This window comes from Lipingzhangella halophila (assembly GCF_014203805.1).
Lineage (GTDB): Bacteria > Actinomycetota > Actinomycetes > Streptosporangiales > Streptosporangiaceae > Lipingzhangella > Lipingzhangella halophila.
Window position 1 is genome coordinate 1,153,218 of the sequence record NZ_JACHJT010000001.1, and the last position, 26,836, is coordinate 1,180,053.

Genomic DNA, 26,836 nt, shown 5'->3' on the forward strand with positions numbered 1-26,836 from the left:
CGGTGGTGGGTCGGGAATCGGGGGAGTGCGGCGCTGTCAGGCGTTGTCGCGCTCGATCCAGTTGAGCGTCCGTTGCACCGCCTTCTGCCAGTTGTGGTACTCGCGGGAGCGGACCTCCGGGTCCATCGCCGAGGACCATTCCGCCGCCTTGTGCCACTTGGCGCGCAGCGTCTCCATGTCGGGCCAGTAGCCCACCGCGAGGCCGGCGGCGTAGGCGGCGCCGAGGCAGGTTGTCTCGGCGACCATCGGGCGCACGACCTCGATGCCCAGCACGTCGGCGAGGATCTGCATAAGCAGGTTGTCCGCGGTCATCCCGCCGTCGACCTTGAGGCTCGCGAGGTCGACACCGGAGTCCTGGCCCATCGCGTCGACGACCTCGCGGGTCTGCCACGCGGTGGCCTCCAGCACGGCACGGGCGATGTGTCCCTTGGTGACGTAACCGGTGAGCCCGGTCATCACGCCGCGCGCGTCGCTGCGCCAGTGCGGGGCGAACAGCCCGGAGAACGCCGGGACGATGTAGCAGCCGCCGTTGTCCTCGACCGTGCGCGCCAACGTCTCGACCTCGGGCGCGCTGGAGATGAGCCCGAGGTTGTCCCGGATCCACTGCACCAGCGATCCGGTGACCGCGATCGACCCTTCGAGCGCGTAGACCGCGGGCTGGTCACCGATCTTGTAACCGAGCGTGGTGAGCAGCCCGTTCGACGACATCACCGGTGTGGTCCCGGTGTTGAGAACGAGGAACGTCCCGGTGCCGTAGGTGCCCTTGACCTCGCCGGGGTCGAAGCAGGTCTGGCCGACCAGAGCGGCGTGCTGGTCGCCGAGCGCCGAGGCCACGGGCACCCCCGAGAGGAAGCCGGTGGCCTCGCCGTAGACCTCCGCGGAGGAGGCGATCTCGGGCAGCAATCCCGCCGGGATCCCCATCTCCTCCAGGATGGAGGAGTCCCAGTCCAGCGTGTGCAGGTTCATCAGCATGGTGCGGCTGGCGTTGGTCACGTCGGTGACGTGCCGGCCGGTGAGCTTCCAGATGAGCCAGGTGTCCATGGTCCCGAAAAGCAGCTCACCGCGCTCGGCGCGCTCCCGCAGCCCGGGGATCTTGTCCAGCAGCCAGCGCAGCTTGGGGCCGGAGAAGTAGGTGGCCAGCGGCAACCCGCAGCGTTCGCGGAACCTCTCCTGGCCGACGACTCCGGCCAGGTCGTGGATCAGGTCGTCGGTCCGGGTGTCCTGCCACACGATCGCGTTGTGCACCGGCTCGCCGGTCTCGCGGTCCCAGACGACCGTGGTCTCGCGCTGGTTGGTGATCCCGACGGCGGCGAGCTGGTCGCGGGTGATCGACCCCTGGTCCAGGGCCTCCTCGACGACAAGTTGGACGTTGTCCCAGATCTCGGAGGCGTCGTGCTCGACCCAGCCCGGCTGGGGGAAGATCTGCTGGTGTTCCCGTTGGCCGACCGAGACGATCCGGCCGTCGTAGTCGAAGATGATGCACCGGCTGGACGTGGTGCCCTGGTCGATCGCGGCTACGTACTGCGTGGTCATCCGAGTGTCGCCTCCGGCGGAAGAAGATGGAACGGCCCTCTGGGCGGCCCTGGTACTGGTTACATCGGGAATTTCGCATTTTGTACGACAATGTAGTACGCGTTGCGAAAAGTGTGATCCAGCTCTCCCGCTCCTGTCAAGCGGGAAGCGAGTGGCGATCAGGTTCGGAACCCGGTCCCGGTTCGCCCAACACGGGCCCGGGAGCTACCAGGGGTGCGCGCCGAGTTCCCGGGAGATCGAGCGGGCGGCGTCGCGCACGTACGAGACCTGGTCCATGCGCAGTCCCCGGTCATCGCGGAGCCGCTCCACCGCGCCGGAGAGTCCGATAGCGCCCACAGCGGTGCCGCGGCGGTCGCGGATGGGCGCGGCGATGGCGACCTCGCCGTCGACGAGCTCCTCCAGCTCCGCCGCCCACCCGTTGGCGCGCACGCTCTCCAGCTCGGCCATAAGCGCGGTGAAGGACGTGATGGTGTGCGCCGTGTAGCCGGGCAGCTCCGCGGCCTCCACCGCCGTCTCCACCGAGGGTTCCTCGGGGACCGCGAGCGGGTCGAACGCCATCAGCGTCTTGCCCAGCGCCGAGGCGTGCAGTGGCAGCAGCGTTCCGACTTCGAGCGTCTGCCGGCTGTCGTCGGGGCGGAAGACGTGGTGCACCACCAGCACCTGCTCCTCGTGCAGCGTGCCGATACGCACACTCTCTCCGCTGCGCGCGGCCAGGGAGTCGGCCCAGTTCAGCGCGCGGGTCCGAAGCTCGTTGCCGTCGAGGTAGCGGGTGCCCAGCCGCAGCACACCCCCGCCGAGCTGGTACTGGCCGGTCGCGTCGTCCTGCTCCACGAAGCCCACGTGCTGCAGGGTGCGCAGGATCCCGAGCACGGTCCCTTTGGGTAGGTCAAGGGACCGCGAGATCTCCGCGAGACTCAGCCCGCGGGCGCCGCCGGCCATCAGCCGCAGGATTGCGGCGGCGCGTTCGATCGACTGGATCCGGCCAGGCATCTGGGTTCATCACTCCCTAGTACGACAATGTCACATGCGGATTCTACTCGTCATGTGACATGCGCAACGCCGGGAGGGCCAAGGGACCAGCGGGAAAGCACCGGCGGCGTACGGGGAGGGGGCACGCCGCCGGTGCCGCCCAGCGGGACGGTGTCAGCGAGGAGGGCGGACCGCCGCCCGGCGGTTCCTCTCGGACCCCGCCGGAGGGTCCGCGCTGCCGTTCCCGCGGGACATGAGCAGCACGCTACACGGCGGAGAGCGCTACCCACACACGTTGGCGCTGCACAGGCCTGGCCACAGGCGGTCATTACCGGAGAACCGCGGGTCCGCCCTCGCATGCCGCATCCCCGAACCGGTCGAGCCGTGGCCGTGCCAAAGCGGGGCGGCGCGCGGCGGGACGCACCCCGAGCCGCGGGGAGGGGCGGCGCGCCGCCGGAGCGGTTGTGCGCGGTCGCGTCACCTGGGGAAGCGGATCTCCACGCGGCGGTTCTTCTCCCGGCCCTCGGGGTTGTCCTCGCCGTCGATCTCGTTGGGCGCCACCGGATCCGCCGAACCGTGCCCCTCGACTTCATAGGTGATGTCGACGCCGGTGACCAGTTCGTCCAGTTCCCGCTCGACCGCCTCGGCCCGGTCCTGAGACAGCGGCTGGTTGTGGGAGTCCGCGCCCTTGGCGTCGGTGTAGCCGTCGATGTTGACGGTCGTGCCGTCGGCCTCCTCCTCCAGGATGCGCGCGGCGTCCTCCAGCGTCTGGCTGGCGTCGTCGGTCAGCTCGGCCTCGTCGAACTCGAACAGCACATCCGCGGCGAGGGTCACGGTGCGTTCCTCGTCGTTCTCGGCGTCGGTGAGTGAACCATCCTCGCTCTCGGTGGCAACGGTGAGGTCCTCGACGCGTGCGGTCAGGTCCTGCACGGGAGCGTCGATGCCGTTGACGGGCGCGTCGAGGTCATGGATGGGAGCCTCGGCCACGTCACCCGCTTCCACCTCCGCCACGGACTCGTTCGGGGAGCCCTCGCCGTCGGCGGCCGCTGCCGCCGGAACGGCCAGGACGGCCAGGGTGAACGAGGGGATCACCAGCCGCGCGCGGGAACTAGCTGAGCTCGACATCATTGAACGTTCCAGCGGTGGGAATCTGGACGTCCATCGTCTCCACGTCCTCGGGGGGAGCGCCGAAGGTCGCGCTGTACAGGATCGACTCGTCCGTTGCGAAGCGGTCGGTGCCGCCGTAGGTGGAGCAGACGCAGGCGTCGTTGGCGTCCCGCGCGACCAGATGGACCTTGCCGTTCGTGGGGTCGACCAGTTTGACGCCGGAGACGTCCGCGTCCCCACCGGAGCCGAGCCAACCGTGGACGATTTCGCTCTCGTTGTCGCCGATGTTGGTGACCGAGAAGGTCAGTTCCACGGTCTCGGCACCCCGGGCGAGCTCGTGAACGGCGATGTGGAGGTCGGTCTCCAGCGTGTTGACGTCCTGGCTCGCCAGGGTCTCCCGGGGCTCCTCCTCGCCGGGATCGACCTGGCCAGCGTTGACCGGATCGGAAGTGTCATCAGAGCCGCCGTCGTCACCGAAGAAGCCGCACCCGGCCAGTAGGAACGCGCTGGAGGTGAGCACGAGCACCGCGCGTAGTGGGGATGTAGCGGAGTTCATGGTTGGAAAGTGTACGGAGTGCCCACGCCGCCGGCACCCTCCGGAGAGGGAACAACAGTGGCCGGACACGGCCCGAACATGACACGCCCGTGCTGGATCCCACCCTTGGGGCCCGCCCCCCGCGCGGCTCAACCCAGCGCCAGCCCCGCGGTGAGGAGCGCTCCGAACGCCAGTTGTAGCTTTCCCGTCTCGCCCAGGGCGAGGATGAGGTCGTTGCCGGCCTGCCCGCCAATGACGCGGCGGGCGGGCCGCACCGCCAACGGTGCGGCGAGCACCACGATGAGCGCCCACGGGCTCGCGGCGGCGGTGGTCATCGTGCCCGCGAACGCGGCCACCAGGCAGACCAGATACAGGCGCCGCGTCCCGGCCTCACCGATGAGTACGGCCAGGGTGATCTTCCCGGTCGCGGCGTCCGTGTGGATGTCGCGCAGGTTGTTGACCACCAGAACCGCACACGACAGCAGACCGACCGGCACGGACACCACCCAGCCGTGCCACGGCACCGAACCCGCCTGGACGAAGACCGTTCCCACCACCGCGACGACGCCGAAGAACGCGAACACCGACAGCTCGCCGAGCCCCCGGTACCCGTAAGGCCGGCTGCCGCCGGTGTAGTACCAGGCGGCCACGATCGCCGCCGCGCCCACCAGCAGCAGCCACCACGACGAGGTCGCCACCAGGGCCAGCCCGGCGACCGCGGCGACAGCGAATCCCGCCCAGGCCGCGGTGAGCACCTGGCGCGGCAGGGCCAGGCGCGTCGCGGTGAGCCGTGTGGGGCCCACACGCTCCTCGGTGTCGGTCCCCCGGATGCCGTCGCTGTAGTCGTTGGCGTAGTTCACGCCGACCTGCAGCGCCAGTGCGACGACCATCGCGAGGAGTGCCTTCCACCACACCGCCGTGCCAGCACCGACGGCGACGCCGGTGCCGACCGCCACCGGCACAATCGAGTTCGGCAGCGTGCGCGGGCGTGCTCCCGCGCTCCACTGGGTGAGCGTGGCCACGCGTCGGCCCTTTCTCTCCTTCTCGCCGGACCGGCCTTCGGGCCGGAACCGGTGCTCATGCGTGCGCTTTAACGGTAGCGCCGCCTATGCGAGCGTTGGCCGCCGCGCCCGGGTTCCGTTGGCGCGCCGCGCGCGGATGGCGACCGTTCAGGCGTCCTGTTCACTGATCGCGGCGTGGAACCGGATCATGGCAACGCTCTCGCCAACGTCCAGCTCGCGCCGGGCCCCGTCGGGACTCCAGCCGGTGGCCTCGATGAAGGAGCGCAGCGGGTTCGGCGCTTCCAGGGTCCACACGTGCACTGTGCGGAATCCGTCATCGGTGAGGTGGTCGACGGCCGCGTTGAGCAGCCGGCTGCCGTGCCCGAGCCGGATGTGGTCCGGGTCGACGTGCAGCGCGTAGATCTCGGCGTCGGTCGCCGGCCAGCGGTCGGGGTCCCCGGCAGGACCGAGCGCCGCGAAGCCGACCACCGTACGGCGCTCGGTGGACACCAGGATCCGGTGCCACGACGTGGGCGGGCTCTCCAAGGAGCCGCGCCACTCCTCGCGGAACCGCTCGCCCGCCTCGGAGCCGGCCAGCTCCGCCAGCACCGCAGGGGGCAGCACGTCGGCGTACATCGACTGCCACGCCGCGACCTGAATCCCCACAATGGTGTCAATGTCGGAACTCCGGGCGGAACGGACGAACCGCTGGCCGGACGCCGGGTCCGGAGAGGATGCGGAGGCAGCCGGTGGCTCTGACGCTGACGCAGACACGATGTGGTCTCTGTTCTCTCGTCCTGGGTGGCGGGTAACCGCTGTCGCTACGCATCGTCGCAGCCGTGCCGGGCGCGGCCAAACATCGGTCCCCGCCGTACCAGAGCCGTGCCCCTCTGCGTGCGCTGGCAAAAGCCGGCCGAACCGCGGGCGGGACCGTGCCCGGCCGCAGTGCGACCCCCTCGGTGGAAACCCCGGAGATTCCCCGATCCGCGTGCTCTGCGGTTTCCGCACGCGCACGTCCATGGGAACATCGGGTCCGTGAGCATCATCATCCGAGTAATCGTGAACGCGGTGGCCCTGTGGGCTGCGGTGTTCCTGATCGACGGAATCAACGTCACGGCGCAGTCGACGGCGAACCAGATCGTCGTCTATCTGGCCGTCGGGGCCATCTTCGGCCTCGTCAACGCCATCATCAAACCGATCGTGAAGACCGTGGGATGCGCGTTCTACATCCTCACCCTGGGCCTGATCGCCCTGGTGGTGAACGCGCTGCTGCTCCTGCTCACGGCATGGGCGGCGAACCTGCTCGGTCTCGGCTTCACCATCGAAGGCTTCTGGCCGGCCTTCTGGGGCGCGATCGTCATCGCGGTGGTGAGCTGGCTGCTCAGCATGTTCCTGCCGGACGGCGACGAGCGCGATTAGCCGCGCCACACGTTCACGGCCGGCCGCGCTCGGCGCTGCGATGCGCCGCCGGCCGGTGGCCGGCGCGGGCCGGGGGCGGTAACACGCCCAGCGGAGCCCGCAACGGCGATATGTCCGTACAATGCGCTTCGGCCGGCTGGGACTGGCGTGCAGCGCGCCGTTGGCGCGGTACGTTTGCCCTGAGACTCCCAACCTGCCCTGCGTGGAGGGAGTGTCACGCCTCCTCAGGCGGGGGCGATGGACGACCCTGCCCGGTGCTTCGAGGCAAACGCGACGTTCACCCGGGTCCATTGAGAGGAGGAAAGGCAGTACGGGAAGGACTCCCCCGTCGACCGCACGCCGACGGCACTGCCTGTAGAACGCGATGGTAGGCAGCACTTCGCCGAACGCGCCATTCGGCCAGATGTTGACCGCGATGGTCACGCCCATGCAGGAGAACGGGGAGGTCGACTACGACGGCGCCGCCCGGCTCGCCAACTACCTGGTGGACGACCAGCGCAATGACGGGCTCATCATCAGCGGCACCACGGGTGAGTCCCCGACGACGAGCGACGACGAGAAGGACCGGTTGCTCCGCGCCGTCCTGGAAGCCGTGGGCGACCGCGCGATCGTTGTCGCCGGCGTGGGGACCAACGACACCCGCCACAGCATCGAGCTCGCCGAGGCGGCAGAGCGGGCCGGCGCCCACGGCGTGCTGACCGTCACGCCGTACTACAACAAGCCGCCCCAAGAGGGGCTCATCCGGCACTTCCAGGCCATCGCCGACGCCACCGACCTGCCGATGATGCTCTACGACATCCCCGGCCGCACCGGCGTGCCGATCGCCTCGGAGACCCTGGTCCGGTTGGCCGAGCACCCCCGCATCGTCGCCAACAAGGACGCCAAGAACGACATCGGCGCCAGCTCGTGGGTGATGGAACGCACCGACCTCGCCTACTACTGTGGTGAGGACATCCTCAACCTGCCGCTGCTCTCGGTTGGGGCGGTCGGGTTCGTCAGCGTGGTCGGCCACATCGTCGGCGGCGACCTGCACGACATGATCGACGCCTACTCCTCCGGTGACGTCGATCGCGCCCTTGCGATCCACCGGCGCCTCACCCCGGTCTACACGGGGATCTTCCGTACCCAGGGCGTGATCACCACCAAGGCGGTGCTGAACATGTTCGGGCTACCCGGAGGGTCGGTCCGGACCCCGCTGGCTGACGCCTCTTCCGAGCTGCAGGCGCTGCTGCGCGAGGACCTCGCGGCGGCGGGCGTCAAGGGCCCGATCGGGCTCGCCCCGCACCAGGCGGTGCCGGCCAGCGCAGTGGGAGTCGAACGGCTTACGGAAGGATCCGCATGAGTCACCCGCACCCCGAACTCGGTCCGCCGCCCCCGCTCGGTGCCGGCGCGCTGAGGGTGGTGGCCCTGGGCGGTCTCGGTGAGATCGGCCGGAACATGACCGTCTTCGAGTACAACGGCAAGCTGCTGCTGATCGACTGCGGTGTGCTGTTTCCCGAGGAGGAGCAGCCCGGCGTTGACCTGATCCTGCCCGACTTCGACTACATCCGCGACCGGCTCGACGACGTCGAGGCCCTCGTTCTCACGCACGGCCACGAGGACCACATCGGCGCGGTGCCGTTCCTGCTGCGCGAGCGGCCCGACATCCCGCTGGTTGGCTCGCGGCTCACGCTGGCGCTGCTGATCGCCAAGCTGGGGGAGCACCGGATCAAGCCCGAGACGATCCAGGTCGCCGAAGGCGAACGCCGCTCGTTCGGCGCGTTCGACCTGGAGTTCCTCTCGGTCAACCACTCCATTCCCGATGCTCTCGCCATCGCCATGCGCACCCCCGCCGGCACGGTGCTGCACACCGGCGACTTCAAGATGGACCAGCTTCCGCTCGACGGCCGCCTGACAGACCTCGCGGGGTTCGCCCGTGTCGGCGCCGAAGGCGTCGACCTGCTGCTGAGCGACTCCACCAACGCCGAAGAGCCCGGCTTCGTCACCAGTGAGCGCGACCTCTCCGGTGTCATCGACGACGTCTTCAGCCAGGCCGACCAGCGCATCATCGTCGCCTGCTTCGCCTCGCACATCCACCGCGTGCAACAGGTGCTCGACGCCGCCAAGGCGCACGGCCGCAAGGTCGCGTTCGTGGGGCGCTCCATGGTCCGCAACATGAACATCGCGCGCGACCTCGGCTACCTGTTCGTCCCCGCTGACCTGATGGTCGACGTCCGGGACCTCGACGATCTCGACCCCGGTGAGGCCGTCCTGATCTCCACCGGGTCGCAGGGTGAGCCCATGTCGGCGCTGACCCGCATGGCCAATCGCGACCACCAGATCCGTATCGAGGCCGGCGACACCGTCCTGCTCGCTTCCTCGCTCATCCCGGGCAACGAGAACTCGGTGAACCGGGTGATCAACGGCCTCACCCGCTGGGGCGCCAAAGTCGTGCACAAGGGCAACGCGCTGGTGCACGTCTCGGGGCACGCCCCAGCGGGCGAGCTGATGTACGTGCTCAACATGGTCAAGCCGCGCAACGTGCTGCCCGTGCACGGCGAGTGGCGGCACATGCGTGCGCACGCGCAGCTGGCCCGGCGCACCGGAGTGCCCGACGAGCGGGTAGTCATCGCCGAGGACGGCGTCGTTGTCGACCTGTACGAGGGCACGGCGCGGATTGTCGGAGCGGTCGACGCGGGCTACGTCTACGTCGACGGCGCCTCCGTTGGCGATGTCACCGAGTCGGCTCTCAAGGACCGCCGGATCCTCGGCGAGGAGGGCTTCGTCTCCGTGGTCGTCGCGGTGTCCTCCACCTCCGGAAAGATCATCGGGGAGCCCGAGATCCACACCCGGGGCTCCGGTATCGACGCCGAGGCCTACGACCACGTGATCCCCAAGGTCCAGGAGTCGCTGGAACAGGCGGCGGCTGACGGCATCACCGATCCCGCGCAGCTGCGCCAGCTCGTGCGGCGCAGGACCGGCCGGTGGGTGAACGAGACCTACCGGCGCCGTCCCATGATCGTCCCGGTGATCGTCGAGATCTGACTCCGGGGCGCCCCGACACGCCGGAAGACCGGCGCCGTTCTTGGTGGCACCGGTAGTAGGCTGCGCTCCATGGCCACCCGTGCGCCCAAAAACCCCCAGCGTTCCGGTGGCGGAGCGTCCAAGAGCGGCGGTTCGGGCAAGAAGAGTTCGGCGTCCCGCAAGCCGTCGGGATCGTCGTCCGCGACGCGTGCCCGCGGCCCCCAGCAGAAGGCTCCCGCCGAGGGCCCTGTCGCGATGCTGTTCACCGGGATCGCCCAGGCGCTGCTACTGGTCTGGAAGCTCCTCGCCCACACCGTGGGCGGTATCGCGCGCGCTGTAGGGCGCAGCGCGCGCGACCTCGACCCCGATCTCCGGCGCGACGGCCTGGGTTTGGTCATGCTCGCGCTGGGGGTGCTCATCGCCGCGGCCGTGTGGTGGGATACCAGCGGCCCGCTGCCCGAGATCACCCGTACCGTTGTCGTGGGGGCGTTCGGCACGTTCTCGCCGGTGCTGCCGCTGGTCTGTGTGCCGTTCGCCTGGCGGCTTATGCGCACCCCGGGCAACAGCGAGACCGATGTCGGCCGGCTGCTCATCGGGTCCTCGGCGCTGGTGGTCGGGCTGCTCGGGCTGATCCACATCGGCCACGGGGTGCCGTGGCCGGCCGAGGGGCAGGAGGAGATCCAGCGAGCCGGTGGGGTGATCGGGTTCGCCGCCTCGGGGCCGTTGAGCCTGCTCATCACCCCGTGGGTCACCGGGGTGCTGTTGTGCATGCTTGTGGTGTTCGGCCTGCTCGTTGTCACGGCCACACCGGTCTACCGCATCCCGGAGCGCATGCAGCGGCTCTTCGGCGAGCTGATGCGGCGCGACGACGGCCCCAATTCCGGTGTCGACATCCTCGACGGCGGCGACCCCCCGCAGAAGCGCTCCCGCGAGCCGCGGCCGAAGCGGAAGAAGGCCGAGGCGAGCGCCGAGCCGGTCAGCGAGAGCGAGACCGTCGCCGGCAGCTCCGAGCGGCCCTACGACACCCCGGTCGTCGCCGCGACCGAGGAGAAGGTCCGGCCGCCGGCGCCCGCTCCGGAGCCGACCCCGGCGCCCGAGAGCGCGGAGCAGCTCTCGCTTCCCGCGCGTGTCGTCGAAGGCGACTACGAGCTCCCGCCGCCGCAGACGCTCAAGCCCGGCAGTCAACCCAAGGCGCGCACCAAGGCCAACGATGCCGTAGTCGAGGCGCTTACCGGGGTCCTGGACCAGTTCAAAATTGACGCCGAGGTTACCGGTTTCACGCGTGGGCCGACCATCACGCGCTACGAGATCGAGATCGGCCCGGCGGTCAAGGTCGAGAAGGTTACCGCGCTCTCGAAGAACATCTCGCTGGCGGTGAAGAGCACCGACGTCCGGATCCAGTCGCCTATCCCGGGCAAGTCGGCCATCGGTGTGGAGATCCCCAACACCGACAAGGACATCGTCAGCCTCGGCGACGTCATGCGGTCCACCTCGGCCACCTCCGACGACCATCCCCTGGTCGTCGGTCTCGGCAAGGACATCGAGGGCGCCACGGTGGTGGCGAACCTCGCCAAGATGCCGCACGTGCTGGTCGCCGGCGCTACCGGTGCTGGCAAGTCGACCTGCATCAACGGCTTCATCACCTCGATCATGACGCGCGCCACCCCCGACGAGGTGCGCCTCATCCTGGTCGACCCCAAGCGGGTCGAGCTGAACATGTACGAGGGCATCCCGCACCTGATCACGCCGATCATCACCAGCCCCAAGAAGGCCGCCGACGCCATGCAGTGGGTGGTGGGTGAGATGGACCGCCGGTACGACGACCTGGCCGCGTCCGGGTACCGGCACATCGACGACTTCAACGCCGCCGTACGCACGGGGGAGCTCACGGCGCCGCCGGGCAGCGAGCGCGAGTACGAGCCCTACCCCTACATGGTGGTCATCGTGGACGAGCTGGCGGACCTGATGATGGTCGCGCCGCGCGACGTCGAGGACGCCATTGTCCGGATCACCCAGCTCGCCCGGGCGGCGGGCATCCACCTGGTACTGGCCACCCAGCGGCCGAGCGTCGACGTAGTGACCGGCCTGATCAAGGCGAACGTGCCGTCGCGGCTCGCGTTCGCGACATCCAGCCTCTCCGACAGCCGGGTCATTCTGGACCAGCCCGGCGCCGAGAAGCTTGTGGGCAAGGGCGACGCTCTCTTCCTGCCCATGGGAGCGGGAAAGCCCATCCGGCTGCAGAACGCCTGGGTCACCGAGAAGGAGATCCGGGGGATCGTCGACCACTGCAAGAAGCAGGCCGAGCCCAATTTCCGCGAGGACATCGGAACCGCCGAGGCGCGCAAGAAGGAGATCGACGAGGAGATCGGTGACGATCTCGACCTGCTCACGCAGGCCATCGAACTGGTGGTCACCACGCAGTTCGGCTCCACGTCGATGCTGCAGCGCAAGCTGCGTGTCGGGTTCGCCAAGGCGGGACGCCTCATGGACCTCATGGAGAGCCGCAGCGTTGTGGGACCGAGCGAGGGGTCCAAGGCGCGCGACGTCCTTGTCAAGCCGGATGACCTGCCGGGTGTGCTCGCCGAGCTGCGCGGCGAGCAGACGTGACGACCGCGGGCGTGGTATCAGGGTGACCAACCGGGCTCTGCCCCCCGCGAGGTCCGTCTCTCAACCCCCTGGACCGCATCTCTCACCCCTGGACCGCACTGGCCCAGGGGAGATCGGTCAGGCCCGCGGTGGTTGACGCGGCCGTAGCCGGTCACCTCGACACGTCCCGGTCGGTGTGGGGATTACTGCCTGGTTGACCGAGTTTTAACGCGTTGCCCCGGTGTGTCATCGCACAGTCGCGAACTGTGGTCGGCAGAGTGGATTCAGACGTGCTCAGCGGTTCGTTACGGACCGCTTCGAGAGGCGGGACGCGCGCAGCGCCCCGACCCCGATGGCTACGCGGGGTGCGCACCCCGCAAAGGGGGAAACGGGTATGGCAACGATCGGTCAGACCCTGGCCGCCGCCCGAGAACAGTCGGGATACACGCTCGCGGAGATCAGCGACCGCACCCGTATCCGGCGGACCGTTCTCGCAGCGTTGGAACGCGACGACTTCGCGCCCTGCGGCGGGGACTTCTACGCCCGGGGGCATATCCGCGCCGTGTGCCGGGAGCTCGGCATCGATTCGGCGCCGCTGATCGCGAAGTTCAATGAGCGCGACGCCGAAGGGGCACCCCTGCCCACGGAACCCAAGATCGATCCCGGGGCGCAGCGGCCGGAGCCCGAGACGGCGGCCCCCGAGGCCGCCGAGCCGGAGATGGCGGCAGCCGCGGCCGAACCCGAAGAGGCCGCGGCCGCCGTCCAGTACGCCGGGCCCGCGGGTCCTGACCCGGTCCCGGACCAGGGTCCGGGTCAGGACCCGGACCGGGCCGGCGGGCGGGGCGGCTCGCACGCCGCGCCGGAGTCCTCCGAAGCCCGGCGCCGAGCCTGGCCCTTGCTGGTCGCGGCGGCCATCGTCATGGCCGCCGTCATAGCGGGAGTGCAGGCATGGCCCGAGGGCGGTGTCCAGTGGCCCGAAGGCATGCTGCCGGTAACCAAGGACACCAGAGGCCCCGAACCAGGGACGCCCGCACCCGAAGAGCGGCCCGAGCCGGAGTCCGCGGAAGCCGAGGACGCCGCTGGCGATCCCCAGGAGGCACAACGTCCCCAGGAGTCCCGCGACGAGGTGCGGGTGCGGCTGCACGCGCACGACCGGATGTGGATTCGGGTGACCGACGCCGACGGTGGCGACGTCTTCACCGGTGTGCTCACGGACGGCTCGAAGAAGGACTGGAGCCACTCCGATGAGCTGCGGATGCACCTCGGCGACGCCGGAGCCGCCCAGGTCGAACTCAACGGTCAGCGCCTGGGCAAGCCCGGACCGAACGGGGAGGCCGCGAACCTGGTCTTCGACTCCGAGGGCATGCGCAACAGGTGACGGGGAAGTGGCGGGGCGCGCCCGCGCGCCTCGTCCACTCCGCCGGTTCGCGACACACACAGCAGGAGCCGCACCGGGCGCGCGGGCGGTTGCGGCCGGCCGGCCATTCCGCTTGCGCCCGCCGTTGGATAGGGTCAGCGGCGCACGACGCCGCCGGGAATCCGGGCACGGCGGGCGGCGGGAATGTGGCCGCCCTCGCGCTGACACGGCCTTCTGACCGGGCGCGCCGCCACCGCGCCCCATCCAATCGGGGTGAAGGCCGGGGGGAGGTGGTCGCGAGGCATGGCATCCTAGTAGGCGTGGTGCACAGTCACATTCCCGTGAACGCCTAACGTTGGAAGCTATGTCATCGCGCCGTACCGTATCGCTCGTCACCCTGGGGTGCGCGCGTAACGAGGTTGACTCCGAGGAGCGCGCCGGTCGTCTGGCGGCCGGCGGTTGGGAGCTGGTCAACTCAGAGAACGGCGAGAAGGCCGGCGTCGCCGTGAACACCCGCGGGTTCATCGAGCCCGCTAAACGGGAGCCCGTCGATACGCTGCTGAGTGCCGCCGACGAGAGCCTGGTCGCCGAAGTACCAGCGCGAGAACCGGGCCAGCGATGAGCCCGCACGACCCCGCCGCTATGCCGGCCCCGCAACACATTCCGGTGTGGAACATCGCGAACATCCTGACGGTCACCCGGCTCGTCATGGTGCCGCTGTTCGTGGTGTGCATGTTCCTGGAGCACCCCGCCTGGCGGTTCGCCGCCTTCTCGGTGTTCGTGCTCGCCGCGGTGACCGACCGGGTCGACGGTGAGCTCGCCCGGCGCCGCAACCTCGTCACCGACTTCGGCAAGGTGGCCGACCCCATCGCCGACAAGGCCCTCACGGGGGCGGCGCTGGTGGTGCTCTCCATGCTCGGCGAACTGTGGTGGTGGGTCACCATCGCCATCCTGGTCCGCGAGCTGGGGATCACCGCGCTACGGTTCGCTGTCATCCGGCACGGCGTGATCCCGGCCAGCCGCGGGGGCAAGCTCAAGACGGTACTCCAGGTGGTCGCGATCAGCGTCTATCTCTTCCCGTTGCCCGACCCGTTGCAGATCGTCGCGCACGTGGCCATGGCCGCCGCATTGGCCGTCACCCTGTGGACAGGCGGCGACTATGTCGTTCAGGCGGTGCGGCTGCGCGGCTCCCGGGGGAAGGGCGCGGCCCCCTCGTGACCGTCGACGCCGCGTCCGCCGCGCACCGCGCGCTGAAGGCGCGCGCCGGCACCGTCGCCACCGCGGAGTCCCTCACCGGTGGCCTGATCGGTGCGGCGCTCACGGAGGTCGCGGGCGCATCGGCGACGTACCAGGGCGGGGTGATCGCCTACTCCACCGCTCTCAAGGCCGAGCTGCTGGGGGTCCCGCGCGCCCTGCTCGACGAGCACGGGGCGGTCCACCCCGATGTTGCCGCTGCTATGGCACGCGGCGTCCGCGAACGTCTTGTGGCCACATTCGGACTCGCGGTCACTGGCGTGGCCGGGCCGGAACCGCAAGACGGCAAGCGGGTGGGAACCGTGTTCGTGGCGGTCGCCGGGCCTGACGAGGAGATCGGCATCGAGGAGTTCCGCTTCGATGGGCAGCGTGCCCGGGTTCGCCGCCAGACTACTGAGGAGGCGTTGCGCCTACTCGGTAAGGTAGTGGCCAAGAACACGCCGAACTAGCCGATACCCGTCCGTTCGACCGGCCACTTCGAGGGAACAAAACGTCACCAACGATGCGTTATCCCCCCAGCGAACAGCAAGCCGTGAGGTGCGACGATCAGGCTGGGGACAGGTACGGTGTTTCTATGAAGGTCGCTACCGGTAGGAGGGAGCGCGAATGATGGTCCTGCTTCGTCACCTACTTGGTGACGTGCTACGGCAGCTTCGGCAGCGGCAGGGCCGCACCCTCCGCGAGGTGTCGGCCGATGCCCGGGTGTCGCTGGGCTACTTGTCCGAGGTGGAACGCGGTCAGAAGGAGGCGTCTTCGGAGCTGCTCTCCTCGATTTGCACCGCCTTGGGAGTTCAGCTCTCCCAGGTGCTGCGCGATGTCGCCGACCAGTTGGCTCTCGTCGAACTCCAGGAGACCGCACTACTCAGCGAGGGTGCCGAGCAGATCGGCATCGACTCGGTGCCGGACCGCGTTCCCGATGTCGTCGACATGGTGGGTGTCTAGCGCGGTCCCGCTCCACGGGAGGCGCGAGCCCGTGACCATGATGCGCGGGTGGTGGCCCTGGGCCACCACCCGCGCATTCGTGTGTGCCCCCCGGGACCTCAGCTCGCCCACGCCTCGGGGTCCTCGGCGAGGTGCCGGATCGACTCGGGAAGCTTATTGGTCGCGACGTGCTCCAGCGTGACTCGCTCCAGGATGGAGCGTTCGCTGGCACGCAGGGCGATCCAGACCTGCTGAAGGCTGTTGGCGGCCCCCTCGTAGTCGATGTGCTCCGGCCGCTCCCCTCGGACGTTGGCGAGCGGTCCGTCAACGGCGCGGATGACATCGGCCAGGGAAATCTCCGCTGCCGGCCGGGCCAGCCAGTACCCGCCGACCGGCCCCCGCTGGCTGCGCACCAGGCTCGCCCGACGGAGCTGGGTAAGGATGTTCTCCAGGAATTTTCCGGGGATCGCCTGCGCACGCGCGAGCTGTTCGGCCGTGACGGGACCACCGTTGGCGGCAGCGAGCTCAGCGGCGGCGCGAAGCGCGTAATCGACCCGGGCAGAAAGGCGCATGCTGCGATTATGCCGTGAGCCGCGGCGAGCTCGGGTCAACGGGGCGCCGGTGCGGCGGTGCCGGGACTGCGGTGCTTGCCTGCAACACGTCTCCTACCGGGGTTTCCAGACGAGCTCGACGCCGGACCATCTGGCGCGATTCGCCGTGCGCGCATTGGCCACCTGTGGCCTGAGACACCAGGAGCGCGCTCACGTGGTCGGCCTCCAGCCTACCGACAACCCGGCGGGGCCACTGCCCGGCGCACGGCGAGCCGCTCCTGGCAGCAGGCACCGCACCGCCCTGGCTCCACGGCGCCTGATGGGGTCGGCCGGGCACGCGGGATCCGCGTGCGGGCAGTACCGCGGGATTCGTACTCGCCGCGCAGATGTGCTGGGATATCCCGGGTAATCGGGTCCGTTCCAGGCGGCCCGTGACCCAAGGAAACGAACGACCTTGCCGGAGCGCGCCGGCACAGGGCCGATCCAGACCAGGCGAACAGTGAGACGGTGGTGGCACGGCGATGTCTCGACCCACCGGAAACGCCGCGACCGCCGCGGCACCCGAAGGGGCGTGCCGCGCTGGAGTCACCGCTGTCGTGCGGTCGGCTGCCGGGTGCGGCGGGGCCATCGGTGACCGCCGCGCACCCGCTCCTCCCGGCGAAACGGCGGCCCGTCCCCGCCGTCGGAAACCGGAACGGGCAACGGCGGCCCGCGGCACTGTATGCGGCGGTTCCCACCGCGTCCGAGGCGAGCGGGGGAGCGGTCGGGATCCGCGTGCTACGTGGCGCGCCGCCGGGGGCACTGGGCTACCGCCGCACGGAGAGGCTCTCCGCGGCCCCCTGCCCTGGACGGCCCACACTGTCCGGGCGCGGCACTCCCGGCGACCAGGGCCGGCGACAGCGCGGCGCGCGCGGGTCCGCTGCGGTTCGGTCACGCACGCCGCGTTCGCTATAACCGGTATGTAACTGCCTCACGTCACCCCGCACAGGAGCTCCTTTCGTGAAAGGTCCCGACCACACCCCCTTGGCCCCGCTCACCGTCGACGACCCGGCCGAGATCGGCTCGTTCCGCCTGATCGGCCGCCTCGGGTCGGGCGGCATGGGCGTCGTGTACTTCGGCCGCGACGCCGCGGACCACCCGGCGGCGCTCAAGATGGTCCGCGCCGAGTACGCCGCCGACCGCGGGTACCGGGCCCGCTTCGAGCGAGAGGTCAGCCTCGCGCAACGGGTTCAGGGGCGCTGTATCGCCCCGCTGCTCGCCGCGGATACGGCCGCCGAACGCCCGTGGCTGGCGGTGGCCTACGCCGCCGGCCCCACCCTGCGCAGCTATGTCGCGGAACAGGCGCCGCTGCAGGGCAACGACCTGACCGCCTTCGCGGCGGGGCTCGCCGAGGCACTGGCGGCCATCCACCGCGAGGGCATCGTGCACCGCGACCTCAAACCCGACAACGTGATCCTGTCCCCAGAGGGCCCCAAGGTCCTCGACTTCGGTATCGCCCAGGCGCTCGACGACGTGTCCATGACGCACACCGACATGGTCGTCGGCACCCCGGGCTGGATCAGCCCGGAGCGCTACGACGGGCACCGTGCCGGCCCGGCCTCCGACATTTTCTGCTGGGGCCAGCTCGTCGCCTACGCCGCCAGCGGCCGGCCGCCCTACGGCGTCGGCCCCATCGAGGTGCTGCGGTACCGGACCATCAACGAGGAACCCGACAGCGCCGAGGCCGAACTACCCCCCGCACTGCACGACGTGGTGCGGCGTGCGCTGGACCGCTCGCCCGATGACCGCCCCACGGCCGCCGACGCGTTCGCCGCCATCACCGGCCAGGCCGTCGACGCGGCCGACAGCGCGGCGCACATGACGCGCGCCGCGACCCGGCTCATCGACGCCGAGTGGAGCCTCCCCGTCACCGACGAGAGCGCGCGGTTCCCCACCGGGCCGTTGCGTGCCACCACCGCCCGCCGGCCGATCACCTTCGCGGGACGCGCGGTGCACGACCCCACCGAGCTGGCGCGGCTGCTCGCGCAGCACCCCTCACGGGCGGAGAGCTGGCTGCGCGCCGACGGCGCGGCCAAGCTGCGCGATTGGCTCGACGACATCGGCGACATCGCGTTCGACCGGGACTACCTCTCCGGGATCGACAGCAGTGACCGCGCGGCCATCGCCAGCACCGCCTTCATCGCCGCCGAGGCCGCCGACGAACGGCCCACCTACCGGGGGCGCGACGCCAGCATCGAAGGGCTCCGCGAGCTCGCCCAGGGTGGCGCGGACGAGCGCCAGCTCCTCGCCGAGATCGTCGTCAACGAGATCCCGCTGATCACCGCGGGGCACCGGTGCGGGCACAGCGAATGCGGGGCGCGCTGCGCCAGGTTGGAACGCATCGGCCACCAAGCCCGGCAGGTGACCGACAGCGCGCTGATCACCGCGGGCAAGACCGGGTTCCGCCTCGCTCCCGGCGAACGCGACCGGGCGGTGGCGATCGCCGTCGAGACCATCGACGGCGGTGACGCGGCCAACGCCACTGTCCAGGTGGCCCTGCGGGCGGTGCCGGCGCTGGTGCTCCCGTGGTGGCGCGAACTGCTCCTCGACGCGGCCCGGACACGCCGCGGCGGAAAACGGGAGGACGCGGCGGCGGCGCTGGTGGCCGTCCAGTTGCTCGCCCCGTTGGCGCGTTCCACCGCTGCGGGGGCCTGGCGCAGGCTGCTCTCGCCCCGGACCTGGTTCCGGCCGGGCGCGCCGCGGATCATCGTGCTGTCCTTCCTGTTCTGGACCGTTGCCGCGTTCATGATGGTCAGCGTGTACGCGTTCGCGGCGGAGAGCATCAGCCATCCGCTGGCCCCCGAGGCGACCCCGCAGGCCGCGGCGCTGCCCCACCTGATGACGCTGTGGCCGGTACACCTCGTCCTGGCCCTCGCCCTCGCCGCCGCACCGGAGCGCATGCGGCTGGGCGCGTGCGTGTTCGCGACCTTCCTGGTCACCCTGCTCAACTTCGCGCCGTTCACCCTCGGCACCGAAGGGCCGGTGCTCGTTCCCGCGTTCGTCCGGCAGCCGCTGGTCGACGGCCTCGACGCCATGGGTTCCGGTACCGAGCTTCTTATCTTCGCCACGTTCATTCTCAGTGCCGTGCTGTTCTTCTGGACCTTCCTCAGCCTCGTCGGGCCCCGCCAGGTGTGGCAGCCGAGCACGCCACTGCTGCCCCGGAAGGGCCCGGTGGCGCGAGCGGCGGTTGGCATGCTGCTGATCGCCCTGGTCGTGTGGATGGCGGTGGGGTCACTGATGGTGGTCACCGCAACGTTCGTGCTGGGGACGGATACCCCCTCGGCAGAGGACGCGGCGGAGCTCCGCGACGGGTTCGCGCTGCTGTCGTCGGCCGTGCTGCCGGTGGCGCTCCTCGTCGGAGTCCTCGGCTACGCGGTCTGGGGGCGCACCGGTGCCCACGTGCTCTGGATGGCGGCCCTCGGGCTGCTGCTGGTGCTGGACCGGCTCGAAGGTATGAGCGGGCTGCCCGTCCCCGCGGCGGGGGAGTTCACGAGCGGGATAGTGCTGGACAACCCGAGCCGGACGGGCTGGCTGGTGCTCCTCGTCGTCCTGCCCGGTGTCTACGTCCTCGGCTGCTGGCTCAGCGTTCGGCTGCAGTACCGCAGGCCCCACCGGGCGCCATCGCCGCCGCCGCACGTGGGGTACCCCTACCCGCACACACCCACGGGCTACGCGCATCCCGCCAGTGGCCAGCCGACGCCCCCGCCCGGCTACGCCCATCCCGCCAGCGGCCAACCGACGCCCCCGCCCGGCTACGCCCATCCCGCCAGCGGCCAACCGACGCCCCCGCCCGGCTACGCGCCGCACGCCGCCCCCGGACACCCGCCTCCCGCATACGGGACACCGCCGGGCTACTACGGGCCCGGACACCCAGTCCCGCCCGGAAGCACCCCGCCACCCGGGTACCCGGCAGCGGGCACGCCGCCACCCCACCCCCGCGCGGCACCCCGCGGCCCGCAGAACACGTTCCCCGGGCAGCCCGCGCAGGGGCCGCAGCCACCAACCCGCGTAGGCCCGCCCACCCGCGCGGAGCCGCCCACGCCGCCCACTCGGGCGGAACCGCCCGCGCCACCCACCCCGCCGACCCGGGTGGAGCCACCGGCCGAAGAGAAACCGGACGGACCGACCCGGGTGGAGCGGCCCGAATCATCGGCCCCGGAGCCCTCGACCCGGGCCGATCCCCCGGCGTCCTCCTCCTCGCCCACGAGCGTCGAGCCACCGGCCCCGGAGCCGCCGACCGGGGCGCGGCCCGCCCCACCGCCGGACCCGGAACCGCCGTCCCGGGAGAACCCACCGCCCTGGCCACCCCCGGACCCGGAAGGGCCGCGGAGACGCCCCGACAACGGCAGCCCCTGAACCAACCGCGCCGCGCGGCGAAGGCACCGGGTGGCCGGGTGTGTTGCTTGTCGGCGCGGTGGGTGCATGGTGCGGCGCACAACGGACGCGGCGAGTACAGGGGGTGGGCCAGCTCGCGGTGATCGGTGCGGGTGCCCGATGGTGGCGCGTGTAACGGGGGCGACGAAGGCTGGTGGTGGGGTCCGGTGGGGGTGTCTGCGGTGTGGTTCTCGGTGCGGGGCCGCGCCGAGAGTGTCTGTGGGGCCGGTCTCGGCGCCGAATCTGTCCGCACGGCCGGTTTCGGTGCGGCGTGAGTTCTCGCGTGTCCGCTATGTCCGGATTGTGGGCACTCTGTGCGCCGATCTTGAGCAGCGCTGAGAACGCCCGCGCGGTCACTCCCGATGCGCGGCCGCCGTCGCACGCCTCACCATCGGGCACCCGTACCGCTCGCTCATTGGGGCTGGCCCACCCGCTGCCTTTGGTGCTGCTCTCGTTGGACACGTCACCACCGGGCACCCGTACCGATCACCGCGGGCTGGCCCACCCGGCGCCTTCGCCGCTCTCGTCGGGCGCGTCACCACGCACTCACCGCACCTATGGGCGCCGCCCCGGACTGCGCGGACATGTTCGGCGCCGAGCATGACCCCGCGGTTACCCTCGATGCGCCCGCCGCCGGCACCGGTGCCGGCCTCCTAAGCTGGCCGGCGTGTACCGACCCGCCTCCGGATTCAGGCGCACCGCCGAGGAGCGTCGCGACCCACTACTCTCGTGGAACCGGGACGACCTGCCGTTCTTCGCCGCCGGGGCGTGCCACATCCTGGCGTTCGCGTTCATGGCGACCCACCCGCATTCCGGGTTCCACCCCGTCGGCCTCTGGCCGTACGGGGCGGAGGACCCCGGCCACGTCTACGTCACGGACGGGTCATGGGCGTTCGACCACGACGGGTGGACCCCGCAGTCCACGCTGCTGGCGGCCACACGTGCCGCCGAACCCGGGGCCGGCTTCCGCCCGCGACCGATCCACACGGACCTCGACACGTTCTGTGCCCGCCACCACCACCGGCCCCGACACCGGTTCGCGTTCGACCCGTGGCAGCGGGCCCTGCGCTATATCGCCCGGTTCCCACCTCCCGGGGCACCTGCCGACCACTAGGAACGCAGCCGAAGCCCCTTCGGGGTGGCGTGGAAACCAGCGTTGGTCAGAGCGCCGCCGAGTTCGGTGTCGAAGACCGCCCGCCCATCGGCACGCTCCACGGTGAGCGTGGCCAGACGGCCCGCCCGCAGCATCCCGGCCAGTGCGGTGGCGGCACGTTCCAGCTCCTCCGGCGGAGAGGCGAACGTGAGCGCCGTTCTGCCGCCGCGTTCCAGGTAGAGCACAAGATCCCCGTCATCGATCACCACCAGCGCACCCGCCTTGCGGCCCGGACGCGCCCCGGCCTCCGGGGTCTTGGGCCACGGGAGCGCGGCACCGTAGACGTTGGCGGGATCGGTGGCGGCCAACACCAGGGGCGACCCCCGTTCTCCGGCGCCGCTCGCCTCCGCACCCAGCGCGCGCAGCCGGTCGACCGCACCCGGTAGAGCGAACTGCGCGGCGCCGAGCCCGTCGACGAAGTAGCCGCGCCGCGCCTTCCCGGACTCCTCGAAGGCGCGAAGCACCGGATAGATCGCGGCGAACCCCCCAGGGGAGCGGGACGGCCCGCGGCCACTGCCGGACGCCCGCCCGCGTACCGGAGGTCCCGACTCCTCCCCTGGGGAACGCCCGCCGCCGCGCTGCTCGGTGCCGGGGACCGCGCCTGGCTCCCCGCCCGGCCGCGCCCTCGTCGCTGTGGGGGAGCCGCGGCCGGGCAACGGCGCCTTCGCTCGCTCGTCGCCTCGCTGCTCCGCGACCACGGAGCCGCGCGTCACCACCCCGTAGCGGTCCAGCAGAGCGGCGGTCTGCGCGTGTGCCCGCAGGGTCGGGTCGGACTCGCGCTCGGGCAGCACCCACCAGCGGCCCGCCACTGTTGGCGGCCCCGTCCGGCTCGGCATCACCGGCCGCCGCGAGGAGCGGTGCCGGGTGCCACCAGCGCCGAGCAGCGCCCGCAGCGGGGCAAGCGTGTCGTTGCCGATCCACCCCGCCCACACCAGGTCCCATACCGCGGCCACCAGGTCGGCGTCCGAAACCGCCGCGGCGCCCCGCTGCCGGATCACCCGGTCGGCGATGTCCCGGAAGAACAGGGCGCCGCCCTCGCGGAGCGCGTCGAGCACCGCCTCGTGCACCGCGGAGCGGTCGGCCTCGGAGCGCTCAGGCAGCAGCAGCTCCGCCTCGTCCGCCGGGACCAGGCAGAGCCAGCCGTCGTTGCCCGCCAGAGGACCAGCGCCGGCCCAGAGAACCTCTCCGGTCACGGTCAACTCGTCCAGTTGGGCCGGCGCGTAGCCCGGCACCCGTGCCGGAAGCACCAACGACTCCAGCGCTGACGCCGGAACCGGAGCGCCGCGCAGCGACTCGACCGCCCGGAACACCGCGTCGGGCCCGCGGAGCCCACCGCCGGCCCGCGCGTCGACGTGGGGCGGGCTGACGTGCTGCCAGGCCGGCACGAACCTGGCCAGCCCCCACTGCGGAGCGGGCTCGATCTCGTGCCGCAGCTTGCTGGCCGACCGGCGCCGCAGCCTGCGCAGAATATCGGCGTCGCACCATTCGGTGCCTCCCGGCTTCGGCGCCGCCCCGCTATCGGCGGGCGTGCCGGGCGGCACTGTGTCCACGGGCCGGAACTCGCCCTCGACCACCCGGCCGCGGTCGACCAGCCCGCGCAGCACCGCGACCACCACCGCCCGGTCCACCCCGAACCGGTTCGCCACGTCCTCAGCGGTGAACGGGCCGTGCGTGCGGGCGTAACGCGAGACGAGATCACCCAGCGGGTCGGCGACCGGGGCGGTGAACGCCTCGGCGGCACCCACGAACGCCTCTCCGCCCGGACCGCCGCCGCTGGCGCCATCCCCGGCCGACACGTCCCCCGCCGCCGGCGACAGCCACCCGGGCAGCGCGACACCCAGGCCATCGCGCAACCGGGCCGCGTCCTCGATCGCCGCCCAGCGGTCGTCCCCGGCGATCCGCACCGGGATCGCCCGCCGTTCGGCCTCCAGACGCGTGAGCCACCCCGGATCCACGCCCCGCTGCCGGGCCTCCGCGGTGCTCAGCGGCCCCAGCTCACGCAGCAGGTCGGCGGTCTCCTCCACACCGTCGCCAGTGCCGACCCGGCGCTCTGGCGCGAGCCGCTGCAGCCACGCGTCGAGCTCGGCGACCGCCCCGGGATCGAGAAGCTCCCGCAGGTCGGCCTGGCCCAACAGGTCAGCGAGCAGCGCCGAGTCGAGCGTGAGTGCCTGCGCCTTCAACTCCGCCAGCGGCGCGTCACCCTCGTACAGGAACGCCGCTGTGTAGCCGATGAGCAGCGACTGCGCGAACGGCGAGGCGCGCGGCGTCTCCACCTCGACCACCCGGACCCTGCGGGCCCCGATGTCCGACATCAGCTCGGCCAGCCCCGGAACGTCGAACACATCGCGCAGGCACTCCCGAACCGCCTCCAGCACGATCGGGAACGAACCGTACCGGCCGGCCACCGCGAGGAGCTGCGCCGATCGCTGCCGCTGCTGCCACAAGGGCATCCGGCGGCCGGGGCGCCTGCGCGGCAGCAGCAGCGCCCGCCCCGCGCACTCGCGGAACCGCGCGGCGAACAGCGCCGACCCGCCGATCTCGGAGGTGACCGCCTCCTCGACCTCGTCGGAGGGCAACGTGATCAGGTCCGCCAGCACGCCGGACCGGGAAGCACCCGAGGCGCCCGGGTCCTCCACGTCGGGCAACCGCAGCACGATGCCGTCATCGCCGTGCACCACCTGCGCGTCCAGGCCGTACCGTTCCCGCAGCCGCGCGCCGATGGCCAGCGCCCACGGGGCGTGCACCCGGGCACCCAGCGGCGAGTGCACCACGGCGCGCCAGTCTCCCAGCTCGTCGCGGAACCGCTCGACGACGATCGTGCTGTCGTCCGGGACCACGCCGGTGGCCTCGCGCTGCTCCTCCAGGTAGCCGATCAGGTTCGAAGCGGCCCACGCGTCGAGGCCCGCCGCGCTCGCGCGCTCCCGCGCGGCCCCGTCCTCCGAACCGGTGAGCTGCCGGGTCCACGCCCCGATCGCCCGGCCAAGCTCCATGGGGCGCCCAAGCGCGTCGGCCTTCCAGAACGGCAGGCGGCCCGGGCGGCCGGGGGCCGGCGAGACCAGCACGCGGTCGGCCGTGATCTCGTCGATCCGCCACGAGCTCGCGCCCAGGACGAACACATCGCCCACGCGGGACTCGTACACCATCTCCTCGTCGAGCTCCCCCACGCGGGTGGGCGCCCCGCGGCTGGCACCGCCCGCCAGGTGCACCGCGTAGGTGCCCCGGTCCGGGATCGTCCCGCCGCTGGTCACCGCGACCTGCTGCGCCCCCGGCCGGCCCCGCACCCGCCCGGCCTCCCGGTCCCACACCAGCCGCGGACGCAGCTCGGCGAACTCGTCCGAGGGGTACCGGCCGGAAAGCATGTCCAGCACCCCCGACAGCGCCGAATCGGGCAGTGCCGCGAACGGCGCGGCCCGCCGGGCCAGCGCGCCGATTCCCGGCACCGACCACTCGTCCATGGCCGCCATGGCAACGATCTGCTGTGCCAGCACGTCGAGCGGGTTGCGCGGCATGCGCAGCTCCTCGATCTCACCCGCCCGCATCCGTTCCGCGACGACCGCCGTCGCCAGCAGGTCACCGCGGTACTTCGGGAAGACGACGCCCCGCGAGACCTCGTCGACCTGGTGCCCGGCGCGGCCGACACGCTGCAGCCCATTGGCCACCGACGGCGGCGACTCCACCTGGATGACCAGGTCGACCGCGCCCATGTCGATCCCCAGTTCCAGGCTGGAGGTCGCCACGACACAGGGCAGGCGCCCCTCCTTGAGATCCGCCTCGATCACGGCGCGCTCACTCTTGGAGACCGAACCATGATGCGCCCGCGCCACAACCCGAGCGGCGCCGGCGGACTGCCCCGCCTGCCCCATGAGCTCTGCCGGAACCGCCTCCGGAGCAGCAGTGTTGGTCCGGCTGGTGTCAGGGACCGCGCTCGGCGCCTCACCGGGCCGCGCCGCCTCCGCACTCGGGTCTTCACCCGCGGGCGGCTCCGCTGGCCGTGCGGCTCCCTGCCCGGTACCGAGCTCGTTCAGCCGCGCGCACAACCGTTCGGCCACCCGGCGGGAATTGCAGAACACAATCGACGAACGGTGCGCCATGACCAGCTCGTGAATCCGCTCCTCGACGTGCGGCCAGATCGACGTGCGGCCCTTGGCCGCGGTGTCGTCGGCGCGCGAGGGGGAGACAGCCGCGTCCAGCTCCGTCATGTCCTCCACCGGGACCGCGATGCTCAGGTCCAGGTTCGGCGCGTGCGGCGGGGCCACCACGGTGACCGGGCGCGGGCGGCCCTCGTCGTCGCCCTCGGCGGGCGAGGCACCGCCCAGGAAGTAGGCGACCTCCTCGGCGGGACGCACCGTGGCCGACAGGCCGATGCGCTGTGCCGAGCGGTCAAGGAGCGCGTCCAGGCGCTCCAGGCTGAGGGCCAGGTGCGCGCCCCGCTTCGTGCCGGCCAGCGAGTGCACCTCGTCCACGATCACGGTCTCGACTCCGGCCAGGCTCGAACGCGCCCGCGACGTCAGGACCAGAAACAGCGACTCGGGCGTGGTGATGAGGACGTCGGGCGGTTTCGCGGCCAGCGCGCGGCGCTGGCTGGCCGGAGTGTCTCCGGTGCGCACCCCAACGGTGATGTCGGGAACAGCCGCGCCGCGCTCCCGTGCGGCGCGGCGGATACCCGACAGCGGTGCGCGCAGGTTCTTCTCGATGTCGGTGGCGAGCGCCTTCAACGGGGAGACGTAGAGCAGCCGGCAGCGCCGCCCCCGGTCCTCCGGAGCGGGCCTGCGCGCCAGGTCGTCCAGCCCCCACAGGAACGCCGCCAGCGTCTTTCCCGATCCGGTGGGAGCGACGACCAGGGTGCTCTCCTCCCGGCTGATGGCGTCCCACGCCTCGGTCTGCGCCGGGGTCGCCCCGGCGGGAAACGCCGCACGGAACCAGGCGCGCGTCGCCGGGGAGAAGAGGCGCGGTTCGTCGCGTGCCCCCGTGGGGTCCTGGGCGGAACTCATGCTTCCAGGATGCACCGCGGAAGTGACAGATCCCGAGGACACG

General features: G+C 71.4%; 18 protein-coding genes and 1 pseudogene. 11 read left to right on the forward strand and 8 right to left on the reverse strand.

Annotated elements, in window-relative coordinates:
• Positions 1 to 36 precede the first annotated feature (36 nt).
• The 6 genes from glpK to F4561_RS05235 all read right to left on the reverse strand — a co-directional run bounded on the left by glpK (position 37) and on the right by F4561_RS05235 (position 5,811).
• Positions 37 to 1,533, reverse strand: a complete 1,497-nt coding sequence (gene glpK / locus F4561_RS05210; RefSeq protein WP_184575291.1) for a glycerol kinase GlpK — start codon at positions 1,531 to 1,533, stop codon at positions 37 to 39.
• Between the two features lie 204 nt (positions 1,534 to 1,737).
• On the reverse strand, positions 1,738 to 2,523 hold the full coding sequence (locus F4561_RS05215; RefSeq protein WP_184575293.1) for an IclR family transcriptional regulator: 786 nt from the start codon (positions 2,521 to 2,523) through the stop codon (positions 1,738 to 1,740).
• Positions 2,524 to 2,979: 456 nt separating this feature from the next.
• Positions 2,980 to 3,627 (reverse strand): OmpA family protein, encoded by a 648-nt coding sequence (locus F4561_RS05220; protein ID WP_184575295.1) that lies wholly within the window; start codon positions 3,625 to 3,627, stop codon positions 2,980 to 2,982.
• On the reverse strand, positions 3,611 to 4,165 hold the full coding sequence (locus tag F4561_RS05225) for a hypothetical protein (protein ID WP_184575297.1): 555 nt from the start codon (positions 4,163 to 4,165) through the stop codon (positions 3,611 to 3,613). The genes F4561_RS05220 and F4561_RS05225 overlap by 17 nt, the downstream gene beginning before the upstream one ends.
• Positions 4,166 to 4,293: 128 nt before the next feature.
• Positions 4,294 to 5,166: a 1,4-dihydroxy-2-naphthoate polyprenyltransferase gene (locus F4561_RS05230; RefSeq protein ID WP_184575299.1), complete on the reverse strand. Its 873-nt coding sequence runs from the start codon at positions 5,164 to 5,166 to the stop codon at positions 4,294 to 4,296.
• Positions 5,167 to 5,313: 147 nt separating this feature from the next.
• Complete coding sequence (locus F4561_RS05235) at positions 5,314 to 5,811, reverse strand: GNAT family N-acetyltransferase (RefSeq protein ID WP_312885153.1); 498 nt, start codon at positions 5,809 to 5,811, stop codon at positions 5,314 to 5,316.
• Positions 5,812 to 6,180: 369 nt separating this feature from the next.
• Between F4561_RS05235 and F4561_RS05240 the strand changes: the two genes are divergently transcribed.
• The 9 genes and pseudogenes from F4561_RS05240 to F4561_RS05280 all read left to right on the forward strand — a co-directional run bounded on the left by F4561_RS05240 (position 6,181) and on the right by F4561_RS05280 (position 15,706).
• A complete protein-coding gene (locus F4561_RS05240) occupies positions 6,181 to 6,564 on the forward strand; it encodes a phage holin family protein (RefSeq protein ID WP_184575301.1) in 384 nt (127 codons plus the stop codon).
• A 364-nt stretch (positions 6,565 to 6,928) separates the two neighbouring features.
• Positions 6,929 to 7,906, forward strand: a complete 978-nt coding sequence (dapA, locus tag F4561_RS05245) for a 4-hydroxy-tetrahydrodipicolinate synthase (RefSeq protein WP_184575303.1) — start codon at positions 6,929 to 6,931, stop codon at positions 7,904 to 7,906.
• Positions 7,903 to 9,588: a ribonuclease J gene (locus F4561_RS05250; protein WP_184575305.1), complete on the forward strand. Its 1,686-nt coding sequence runs from the start codon at positions 7,903 to 7,905 to the stop codon at positions 9,586 to 9,588. The genes dapA and F4561_RS05250 overlap by 4 nt, the downstream gene beginning before the upstream one ends.
• 69 nt (positions 9,589 to 9,657) lie before the next feature.
• Positions 9,658 to 12,174, forward strand: a complete 2,517-nt coding sequence (locus F4561_RS05255) for an FtsK/SpoIIIE family DNA translocase (RefSeq protein ID WP_184575306.1) — start codon at positions 9,658 to 9,660, stop codon at positions 12,172 to 12,174.
• 373 nt (positions 12,175 to 12,547) lie between these two features.
• Complete coding sequence (locus F4561_RS05260) at positions 12,548 to 13,531, forward strand: helix-turn-helix domain-containing protein (protein WP_184575307.1); 984 nt, start codon at positions 12,548 to 12,550, stop codon at positions 13,529 to 13,531.
• A gap of 343 nt (positions 13,532 to 13,874) precedes the next feature.
• A pseudogene (locus tag F4561_RS05265) lies at positions 13,875 to 14,084 on the forward strand (30S ribosomal protein S12 methylthiotransferase RimO); the annotation flags it as partial.
• A 44-nt stretch (positions 14,085 to 14,128) separates the two neighbouring features.
• Entirely contained in the window at positions 14,129 to 14,728 is a 600-nt protein-coding gene (pgsA, locus tag F4561_RS05270) for a CDP-diacylglycerol--glycerol-3-phosphate 3-phosphatidyltransferase (protein ID WP_184575310.1), read from the forward strand.
• Positions 14,725 to 15,213 carry a CinA family protein gene (locus F4561_RS05275; RefSeq protein WP_184575312.1) on the forward strand — a complete coding sequence of 163 codons (489 nt, stop codon included), beginning with the start codon at positions 14,725 to 14,727 and terminating at the stop codon, positions 15,211 to 15,213. Before pgsA ends, F4561_RS05275 begins: the two co-directional genes overlap by 4 nt.
• Positions 15,214 to 15,370: 157 nt before the next feature.
• A complete protein-coding gene (locus F4561_RS05280) occupies positions 15,371 to 15,706 on the forward strand; it encodes a helix-turn-helix domain-containing protein (protein WP_184575314.1) in 336 nt (111 codons plus the stop codon).
• 98 nt (positions 15,707 to 15,804) lie between these two features.
• Here F4561_RS05280 and F4561_RS05285 read toward each other — a convergent pair whose 3' ends face one another.
• Positions 15,805 to 16,257, reverse strand: a complete 453-nt coding sequence (locus F4561_RS05285) for an RrF2 family transcriptional regulator (RefSeq protein ID WP_184575316.1) — start codon at positions 16,255 to 16,257, stop codon at positions 15,805 to 15,807.
• Positions 16,258 to 17,235: 978 nt separating this feature from the next.
• Between F4561_RS05285 and F4561_RS33135 the strand changes: the two genes are divergently transcribed.
• Both F4561_RS33135 and F4561_RS05295 read left to right on the forward strand, forming a co-directional pair.
• Positions 17,236 to 20,631 carry a protein kinase domain-containing protein gene (locus F4561_RS33135; protein ID WP_184575318.1) on the forward strand — a complete coding sequence of 1,132 codons (3,396 nt, stop codon included), beginning with the start codon at positions 17,236 to 17,238 and terminating at the stop codon, positions 20,629 to 20,631.
• A 685-nt stretch (positions 20,632 to 21,316) separates the two neighbouring features.
• Complete coding sequence (locus F4561_RS05295; protein WP_184575320.1) at positions 21,317 to 21,763, forward strand: hypothetical protein; 447 nt, start codon at positions 21,317 to 21,319, stop codon at positions 21,761 to 21,763.
• Here F4561_RS05295 and F4561_RS05300 read toward each other — a convergent pair.
• Complete coding sequence (locus tag F4561_RS05300) at positions 21,760 to 26,793, reverse strand: DEAD/DEAH box helicase (RefSeq protein ID WP_184575322.1); 5,034 nt, start codon at positions 26,791 to 26,793, stop codon at positions 21,760 to 21,762. The genes F4561_RS05295 and F4561_RS05300 overlap by 4 nt on opposite strands.
• Between the last annotated feature and the right edge of the window lie 43 nt (positions 26,794 to 26,836).